This window comes from Dehalococcoidia bacterium, from assembly GCA_021295915.1.
GTDB lineage: Bacteria > Chloroflexota > Dehalococcoidia > Lucifugimonadales > UBA1123 > VXRN01.
Genome location: JAGWBK010000060.1, coordinates 1 through 9,398 on the forward strand (window position 1 = coordinate 1; position 9,398 = coordinate 9,398).

8 protein-coding genes are annotated in these 9,398 nt (G+C 57.9%); 4 read left to right on the forward strand and 4 right to left on the reverse strand.

Annotation, left to right across the window (positions count from 1 at the left end; genetic code table 11):
• The 4 genes from J4G14_13850 to pyk all read right to left on the reverse strand — a co-directional run.
• Positions 1–184 (reverse strand): NIPSNAP family containing protein (locus J4G14_13850; protein ID MCE2458873.1); only part of this gene is annotated, 184 nt, incomplete at its 3' end.
• A 65-nt stretch (positions 185–249) separates the two neighbouring features.
• Positions 250–1,278: a hypothetical protein gene (locus tag J4G14_13855; protein MCE2458874.1), complete on the reverse strand. Its 1,029-nt coding sequence runs from the start codon at positions 1,276–1,278 to the stop codon at positions 250–252.
• Positions 1,279–1,427: 149 nt separating this feature from the next.
• Entirely contained in the window at positions 1,428–3,623 is a 2,196-nt protein-coding gene (gene cysS / locus J4G14_13860; GenBank protein MCE2458875.1) for a cysteine--tRNA ligase, read from the reverse strand.
• Positions 3,617–5,107: a pyruvate kinase gene (pyk, locus tag J4G14_13865; protein ID MCE2458876.1), complete on the reverse strand. Its 1,491-nt coding sequence runs from the start codon at positions 5,105–5,107 to the stop codon at positions 3,617–3,619. The genes cysS and pyk overlap by 7 nt, the downstream gene beginning before the upstream one ends.
• A gap of 243 nt (positions 5,108–5,350) precedes the next feature.
• Here pyk and J4G14_13870 point away from each other — a divergent pair, with 243 nt between their 5' ends.
• From J4G14_13870 to J4G14_13885, 4 genes are read left to right on the forward strand one after another with little or no spacing between them, the layout of a single operon-like run.
• Positions 5,351–6,055, forward strand: coding sequence for a hypothetical protein (locus J4G14_13870; GenBank protein ID MCE2458877.1), 705 nt, complete (start codon positions 5,351–5,353; stop codon positions 6,053–6,055).
• A gap of 54 nt (positions 6,056–6,109) precedes the next feature.
• A complete protein-coding gene (locus tag J4G14_13875; protein MCE2458878.1) occupies positions 6,110–7,435 on the forward strand; it encodes a recombinase family protein in 1,326 nt (441 codons plus the stop codon).
• A 13-nt stretch (positions 7,436–7,448) separates the two neighbouring features.
• Positions 7,449–8,525 (forward strand): dihydroorotate dehydrogenase 2, encoded by a 1,077-nt coding sequence (locus J4G14_13880; GenBank protein MCE2458879.1) that lies wholly within the window; start codon positions 7,449–7,451, stop codon positions 8,523–8,525.
• Between the two features lie 4 nt (positions 8,526–8,529).
• Positions 8,530–9,279, forward strand: coding sequence for an HAD family phosphatase (locus J4G14_13885; protein ID MCE2458880.1), 750 nt, complete (start codon positions 8,530–8,532; stop codon positions 9,277–9,279).
• Positions 9,280–9,398 lie beyond the last annotated feature (119 nt).

The following is a 9,398-nucleotide window of genomic DNA, read 5'->3' on the forward strand; positions in this document are numbered from 1 at the left end:
GCTCCTCCTCACTGGCGAAGCGGCGCACCCAGATGTACAGATCGTCCTCTTCCTCTCCGACGAAGCTGCCGCAGATCACCATTCCCTTGGAGACCTGGAATGGAATGATCTCCTCTTCCATGAACCTGACCCAGTTTTCACGCTGGCCGGGAAGAGTCCTGTACTCGCGAAGTTCGAAGAACATCTTGGTCTCCTTTGGGTTGTTGGCTTGCAGTCTCAAATGTATGTAGTGACAAATGCATTGTCAAATCACGCCAGGGTGAAGACAAGAACGCTGGCAGCTATGTACAAGACGATCATCGACGCACCGGTCACAGTGATGATCGACCCCTTGTCAGTCCGACGGGTCGTGTTCTGTATTCCCCCCACGACGATGGCCGTCATCAGGACGGCGATAACGGCAGTGAGGATGTGAATTTCGTCGATCGCATGCCACAGCGCTCCACCCGTGTATGCGAAGTCGTCCAGAAACAGCACGAAGCCCATGTTGAACAGGTTGCTACCCAGAACGTTGGTGAACGCAAGCTCTGGAGCTCCCAGTCTGAGCGCGGCGAAGGAGGCGGCAATCTCTGGCAGTGACGTACTGAATGCCAGGAACTGTGTACCTACGAAGCTGGCTTCCCAGCCCATTGCTTCAGCAATATGGTCGCCTGTGAAGGCCAGCCACACGGCAGATGCGACCACAATGGATGCAGTTATCACGTATGTGACAACAGCACGTGTAAGGCTCTCGTCGCCGTAGTTCAAGTCTTCGGTAGTGTCATCGCCGTCGGACCCCGAAGATTCTTCGCCACGTTCAGCCTTGAATACAAGGTACATTGCCGCCAGGAAGATACCGAACATCAGGACAGACAGCGGACTGATGTACCACGTAGAGGCCGCATCGGTCTGATGGTGAAATATCGCAGCTATGGCGGCGGTGGAAATGACCGCAACGCCCAGAACGCCAACGAGGGCCGATGTAGGCGAAACGTATGCGAGTATTGGACCTTTACGCCAGTAGATGTCCATGAGGCCGATTATCAGGAGGTTGAAGAGGTTGCTGCCAAACGCATCTCCAGCGGCCAGGTTGACGTCATCAACGAGAACGATTGAACTTACGCCAGTGCCCAACTCTGGAAGAGATGTCGCCGTCGCCAGCATTACTACGCCGACGAATGACCTTCCGAGCCCGGTCTTCTCGGCGACGATATCCGCCGATCTGGCCATAAAGTGAGCCGTCACCAGGATCACAGCGGCAGCAGCTAGTAACTGAAGCCAGAGGATGGCTAGGTCCACGTCATCTCCAGGCGCTGATAGAACGACAAAAGGCAGCGGAGTCGATCCAGGTGCGCGATATCACTCGGCCTGACGCAGGAGAGCCGTCCCCGTGGATTCTCACCGACCGGAAGGCCGGACTTTCAAACCCCGAAGGATTCTAGCTACCTCTATTGGCTGCTGACAAGCAGATCAGCCCGCTCTCCCCACTTTTCCAGGAAGCGCCTGTAGTTCTTCAGGCTCAGCTCGTCGCGCTCCCCCTCCGCCAGTTCATTCCAGACACGATGCTCGTGCTGAACAACAGGCAGAGACTGGTCGGCGACGATGCGCTTGCCCTTCTCCTTGAAGTGGAAGCTGTAGTCGATGTCTAGATTCCGGTAGAAGCGGAAGCTCTCGCGCATCAGCCCCACATTCAGGAGTTCCTTTCGACGGAACGCGAAGCAGTAAGCCTGCATGGCGTCCATGTCTCCGGACTCGCCCTCACCATCGTGGAAGTGATGAAGATTGTCAGTGCGAAGTCCGAACGGCCCGGCCACACCAACCTGATCGTCGCTTAGCATCTTCTTCACGGGTCCTATCAGGTCACCCGTAACTTCGACGCTGGTGTCGAGCAGAATGACGATCCTACCCAGACTCTGCTTGAGGACGATGTTCTTTGCGGCCGCCTCGCCGAGAACGTGGTCGGCGTGAATGACCCTGACCCTGGAGTCCGATGAGGCGAGGTCGTCGAGATACTCCCCGGTGTCGTCGGTTGAACCGTTGTCGAGCACAACCATCTCCACGTCGCGCTCGCCGCTTGAGCTCAGGGCACTGGATACGACCCGCCTTACGTCGTCGACGTAGTTGCACGCCACGATGCCTATCGTCACATCGTGAGCATCTTCCTGGTCGAGAAGTGAAGGCACTTCAGCAGCGGCGGATACGACGTCGCGGTCTTCTGTCAGCTTCTCCCACTCGGCCTTTGGCCTTATCCGGGAGCCGCGTTCATGGTCTTCGACCACGTAGCCGACTTCCTCGAGAGCCGCGCGGATCTGGTCGGCGGCAGCGTACTCAGACATGTCGCGTAGATGCGCTCTGCGAAGTAACTGCTCCAACGCCTCGGTAGGAGTCTCGTACTCGTCTCCGACGTTCAGCAGGCCAAGGCCTAGCACCTCGTCGTAGCGTTCGGTCAATGCCAGTTTGGTAGCGGAATCGAGATCAGATCGTGCCATCTCCCAGGTGAGGGCGAGCGCGCCGGGCATGTCCAGGTTCGAGTTGACCGTGTCGAAGAACCGGCCAATCCACTCTTCGACGGCCGCCCCGTCTGGATCAGATCCACCCGTAGTGGCTGCCTCTTCGGATTCCATCATCCACTGCCAGATACGGTTCTTGAGTCGCTGAAGACCCCGCTGGGCGGCTCGTAGTGAGGTGAACGTGAAGTTGAGCCTCGTGTTGTACCGGGCAGTCATGCACAGGTACCTGAAGGCCATGGGATCGAGGCCCTGCGCCTCGATGTCTGACATTATGAATGAGTTCCCGGCGGACTTGGCCATCTTCACACCGTCGGCGAGCAGGTGTTGGCCATGTACCCACGAGTTGACAACCGGCTTGCCAGTGAACCCTTCGCTCTGGGCTATCTCACCCTCGTGATGAGGGAAAATGTTATCGACGCCACCAGTGTGTATGTCGAACTTCTCACCCAGGTACTTTATGGACATGGCAGAGCACTCGATGTGCCAGCCGGGGAAGCCCTCTCCCCAGGGGCTGGGCCACTTGACCGTTCTGCCCGGCTCAGCGGCCTTCCAGAGGGTGAAGTCGCGCGGGTCGCGCTTGAGCGGGTCGGCATCTACTCTCACCGCTTCCAGCAACTCAGCCTCGTGGATGTTCCCGGATAGCTTGCCATAGCCCGGGAAGCGGGAGACCTCAAAGTAGACGTTGCCATCCACTTCGTAGGCATACTCGGCCTCGATGAGCTTCTCGACAATCTCGAGCATCTCTTCGATGTGGTCGGTTGCCTTCGGGAACTCGTGAGCAGGCTGGATGCTCAACTTCTCTTCATCCGCCCTGAACCTCAGGGTGTAGAATTCGGCGATCTCTGCGGGCGTCTTGCCCTCTTCGATAGCGGCGGCAATTATTTTGTCTTCACCGCGTTCGAGCACCTCCTGGCGCATATGTCCGACGTCGGTAATGTTCTTGATGTGGACGACATCGAGTCCCTGGGCGGTCAGGATTCGCCTGATCCAGTCTGCCATCAGGTACGAGCGCAGGTTGCCTATATGGGCGTCGCGGTACACCGTTGGACCGCAGGTGTACATCTTCACCACACGGCCTTCGATCGGCTGAACTTCACTGAGGGTCTTTTCGAGGGTGTTATATATCTTCAGCACGGTTGGTCTGCCTCCTGTCGTGCCGCCCTCGGCGGTATGTCCATGATGTATAGGAAATTTGTGCTGCCGACCGTACCAAACGGGAACCCTGCCGTGATGACGACCATGCCGCCATCCTCAGGAACAAGTGAAGAAGAGACGGCGTGCCTCTCGGACACGTCCAGGAGATGCGCAACAGTGGTGAGATCGGGGCCCTTGACCGGAGACACTCCCCAGCTGACGGTGAGGGCTCGCAGGACTGCCTCGTGCGGTGAGAGAGCGAGAATCGGCGGTCCAGGTCTGTAGCGCGAGACTTTGCGGGCGGTGCTCCCGGATTCCGTGAAGGCGATTATCCCACAGGCCCCCAGTCTGACCGCGTTCCGAGCCGCACCGTAACTGATACCGTCGTCGATGCGTGGTTGAATATCACGAGAGCGCCCTTCGAGCATCCGCTCGTAATCGAGAGCCGCTTCCCTCGCAATTGCGACTTTGTTCATTGTCTCGACGGCAAGTACTGGATGATCACCGACAGCTGTCTCGCCAGAGAGCATCACGGCGTCTGTACCCTGACGTACTGCATTGGACACATCGTTGACCTCAGCCCTCGTAGGACTGGCCGACTGAATCATGGACTCCAGCATCTGAGTTGCTGTGATCACGGGCTTCCCCGCGAGATTGCACTTCTCGATCATCTGCTCCTGCAGAATGGGCACCGACTCTGCGTCAATAGCGACTCCCAGGTCTCCTCTGGCGACCATTATCCCATCGCTCACGTCGAGAATCTCATCGAAATTGTCGACAGCCGCCTCTTCGGTCTCGATCTTGGAGATGATGAACGTGTCGCCGCCATAACTCGAGATCAGTTCCCGAGCCTGGTCTATATCTTCGGCCCTGGTGACGTTCGAAAGGGCGACAAAGTCGGCCACCGCAGTGGCGGCGAACTTGAGCCCTTCCCTGGCCCTGCCGTCCAGAAAAGGCAGAGATGGTGCGCGTCCCGGTATGGTCACGCCCTTTCCCTCAACCATCCTGTTGCCTCTCACCACCTCGCAGGACACGTCCATGGACTGTGGTTCTATTTCCAGCACGCGCACCTCTATGGCGCCGTCGTCAATCAGAACGCTTCCATCTACGGTGGCGTCATTGTGTACGCCTGAGGGGTACACACCGAGGATCTCCTGATTGCCGATGATGTCCCTGCTGGTCAGTACGATCCTGTCCCCGGGCTCCAGGTTGAATTCGCCAGGAGACTGAGACCCGGTCCTGTACTTGGGGCCGGGAATGTCGACCATTATCCCGACTGGGATTTTCAGGTCTTCCGAGGCTTGCCTGACAGTCCGAAAGACGCGAAGGTGCTCGTCAATCGTGTTGTGCGAAAGGTTCAACCTGGCGACCGACAGGCCCGCCTGCACCAGTTCGCAGATGGTGTCATAGGTGTCGGACGCTGGTCCCAGAGTGGCAACGATCTTGGTTCTAGGTCGTTCGAGTATACTGGGAAATTGCGTCATGTATGCTGCCTGACGGGTTCGTGAGATGCGATCAGTATTTGGTGATTTTACTAGAAAAGGCAGGTTACGACCATAGCCCACATAGCTGGATACAGCGACATTCTGCCCATGTTACCCGACGTTGCGCGGAGGCCAACGGCAATACGGAAATCCATCGTATAGCCTGGGCGAAGGGGGCATAACCTGTTCATTGACACGGAAAATTGACATAGAATAGAGAGACTTCAATAGCAGGTGCAAGCGATGCGGTCAGTGAGGGAACTCTACGATCTCCAGCTGCTGGACTGGGAAATCCAGCAGCGCGAGGAGGAGTTGTCGGAGGTCCAGGGTCGGATCGCTGACGACTCAACGAGAATACAGGCGCACCGGAGGCTGTCTGCTATCGAGGCAAAGTTGGGCGAGCTTGGCCCGGCAATACGCCAGTCAGAGCGAGCAGTCCAGGAGATCGAAGGGCGCATTTCGAACCTCGACAACAGAATGTACGACGGAAGTGTGACCAACCCGAGAGAGTTCGAGGCGCTACAGGAAGAGCGCGCCAACCAGGTCCGGAACCGGGGAGGAGAGGAAGACCGTCTGCTTGAGTTCATGGTCGAGATCGAGGAAGCAGAAGAGCTGCGGGACAGGGCGAAGACTGCATTCGAACAGATCGACGCGGAGCGGAGCCGCGAACTGGGCACACTGGAAACACGCCGGGAGGAACTGACCTCAGAGATGCCAGAGCTTCACGCGAAGCGACAGGAGATATCGGCTGAGTATGCGCCGAACATTATGGCGGTGTACGAAACTGTCAGGCGCACTCGGGGAGGCCAGGGAGCTGCCCTTGTCGACCAGCGGGGCATGTGCCAGGGTTGCCGCCTCACGATCCCGAACGCGGAACTCAGCCGCGCCCGCTCCAGCGAAGGCATTGTGCAGTGCGGCAGCTGCACGAGAATTCTCATCTATGGCTAAATCGAGGTCTGGTAGCAAAACGTGAGAGCGATAGGTTACTTCAGAGTCGACGCGATGACCCAAGTCGAGGGCCACACCAAGACGCTGGTAGATTTCCATAACGAATTCGAGACTTACTGCAACCTCTACCTGCATCAGCCGGTGCGGACATTTGGCGACCTGAACGCCGGGGACGAAGGCGTCTACCCCCAGTATGTCCAACTGATCGACTACATCAAGAAATCGGGCTCGAACTTCCTGGTCGCCATACCTGACTCCAGCCACCTTGGCAGCGACATTGAGACGGTTACGCGCTCATTTCTTGAGATCGAAAACGCGGGCGCGAAGGTCTCGTGTCAGGACGAGGACATGCCGGACCCACTTCAGAACGCTCTGTCCGTGCTGGGAATATCAGGTGTCTCACGGACGCGGAGCGGCAAGATCAGGGAGTCCATGCAGGAGCAGGCCATGTGGGGCAAGGGACTCGGACGGCCTCCGTTCGGGTACCGCTACGTGGAGGATGGCTCCTACGAGGTGATAAGAGATGAAGCCGCCGTGGTGGAACTGATCTACCGTCTCTACACCAGGGACGAGATGGGTATGCGGCTGATCGTCCAGCACTTGAACGAGCGTGGGATCACCACTCGGAGGGGAGGGCGGTGGAGCGTAGTCAGCGTTCGCGACATCCTGAAGAACCCTGTTTACATCGGTACTTACACGCGCTTTGGATTGAGACTGCCCAGGAGTCACGAAGCGATCGTCGATGCCGCGACTTTCAGAGCAGCCAGGGACATCGTGGAGAGCCGGAGACCTCGAGGTAGGGTGTCGAGGGCTGAGCCTTACCTGCTGTCAGGTATCGCCTTCTGCGACTACTGCGGCAACAAGATGATGGGTGTAACCCGCCACCAGAGATGGACAAACAAGAACGGCGACCGAAACCGGAAGACATACCGCTACTACCAGTGCCAGTCCCGCAACAATCAGAGCGTGTGCGGATATCACACATGGCGCGAGGCAGACCTGGAGGGCGCCGTGCTCGCCCAGATCCCCATGGCGATCAAGGCAAAAGAGTTGGACAGGATCGACTCAAACGGCCGGGACGGCGACCTTGACGAGCCGCTGAAAGCGATCTGGGAAGAACGTGTCAGGAACGCAGAACGCCGATTCCTGCAGGCAATGCGCAAGACCGCTTCAGGAGGAGCAGACACCGACCATCTCGAGGAGGCGCTAAGCGAACTCGACGACGCGCGAAAGGGAGCGCAGCGCTCGGAAAACTCCGTAGACGTGGACGACGTAGTAAGAAACTGGGAAGAGTTGAGCTTCGGCGACAAGCGTGACTTTCTGATTACACGCGTCGCCAAAGTCGAAGTGGCGGACCACATGGCCAGGGTCATCGTGTGACGGGGGGAGACACTTGGCTCTAGCCCTAATCCCGTCAGCGTATGAATCGCTACTTAGACCCCTTCTATTCAGACTGCCGCCCGAGAAGGCGCAGCATCTGGCTGATCAGACACTTCGGGCCTGGCCACTATGGCGTGGTCTGTCAGCATTCAGCGCCATTGATCCTCCTGAGCTTGCCACGACCTTCGGCGGAATGGGGATCGCCAACCCCATCGGTCTGGCCGCCGGTTACGACAAGAACTGCCAGCTGACTCCGGCGTTGTCGAGCCTGGGGTTTGGGTACGTGACGTGCGGAACTGTCACGATGGACGCGAGGCCGGGTAATCCTGGAGTCAGACTTCTTCGCGACTCCCGGAACCATGCTCTGATAAATGCACTTGGCTTCCCGGGTGAAGGCTTGGATACTGTGGCTGAGAACCTTTCAAGAGACGGACAGTTGGTGGGCAGCACACCCATTATCGTGAGCATCTCGGGCACTGAGATCAGCGATATCGTGACATGTCATCGTCGTCTGGAGCCGCTGGTGGACGCCGTTGAGATTAACATAAGCTCGCCAAACACGGCGGGGCTCAGGATCTTTCACGATACAGGGGTGCTGCAGGAACTGTTGCTCGCAGTAAAGGAGCAACGCGCCAAGCCGATCTTCGTCAAGATGCCCCCGTTTCCCGAGAGGGATCGAGATGCTGAACACCACAACTTAGTGTTGTCCCTTGCGGAGGTGTGCGCATCTGCCGAAGTCGAGGGGCTGACCGTTGCCAATACGCAACCAATTGCGGATGTAAGACTGGGCGTCGGTACAGGCGGACTAAGCGGTAAGCCAATTTTCTGGCCGATGCTCAGAATGGTCTCCGAAGTGCGGGCGGCTGTTGGCCACTCGACCACGATCAATGCGTGCGGCGGAATCTTCACAGCCGAGGATGCCTGGCTAGCCCTCTCCGCAGGGGCCGACACCGTCCAGCTCTTGACTGGGATGGTGTACAAGGGCCCTGGAATCGCACGGAACATCGCCAGAGGCCTCTCCAGGCTGACATCCCGACACGGGCTGTCCTCGATTCGAGACCTCAGCCCAGTTTCGGATACGGGACCTTGACGACTTGAGTCGGATCAAAGCTCTCGCACTTGACCTGGACGGCACATTGGTCGGGACAGACGAGCGTATATCTCCTGGAGTTGCCGACGCCGTGAGACGGGCGGCAAGCGTGGTCCAAGTCTCCATCGTGACAGGGCGAGAGTCTGAATCCCTATTGTCATTCGCGCGGGAGCTTGACCTGACCGCGCCACAGGTCGGGAACAACGGAGCGTTGATTCTCGACCCAGTATCTGGCGAGGCGATTTCGAGCACTTCGATGCCCATAGAGACAGCGATGCTGGCCCTCGGTCCCATAGTCGATTCCGGTCACACGTTCATGGCGACTCACCAGACAGAAATCGTGCGGGATCCAAACAACCTGGACCACAGTGAGTTAACCTGGATAACGGCATTCGACCTGACATATGAGGAAGCCGACATCCTGGACAGCGAGGTGTCACTGCATGAGGGTCTGGAGGTGGTGAAGGCATATCTTCCCTACAACGGATTGTGGGCCGTCAACTTCACCGGGAGTGGGGTCAACAAGGGCACGGGACTGAAAACGCTGTGCGACCTGATTGGCGTCGAGCCTTCCGAGGTCGCGGCTGTTGGCGACAGCTTCAATGACCTCCCCCTCCTCGGAGCTGCGGGACTGCCGATTGCCATGGGCGGGGCTCCCACAGAACTGCAAAACATTGCCCATCACGTGGTCTCAAATGTAGAGCAGGACGGGCTTGTCGAAGCGATTGAGAGATACGTGCTTCCCTCATCCTAGTATCCGACGATCCCATTTAAGAACGCAGCATTTGCTATGTTATAATCTCGCGTGGCCTCGGAGAGGTGGCCGAGTGGTTTAAGGCGCTGGTCTCGAAAACCAGTATGGGAGCAATTCCA

What these genes read in the sequence shown, in the direction of transcription:
- pyk (MCE2458876.1), bottom strand. Translation starts at nt 5,107, where the DNA reads ATGACGCAATTTCCCAGTATACTCGAACGACCTAGAACCAAGATCGTT.
- J4G14_13870 (MCE2458877.1), top strand. Translation starts at nt 5,351, where the DNA reads ATGCGGTCAGTGAGGGAACTCTACGATCTCCAGCTGCTGGACTGGGAA.
- J4G14_13875 (MCE2458878.1), top strand. Translation starts at nt 6,110, where the DNA reads ATGACCCAAGTCGAGGGCCACACCAAGACGCTGGTAGATTTCCATAAC.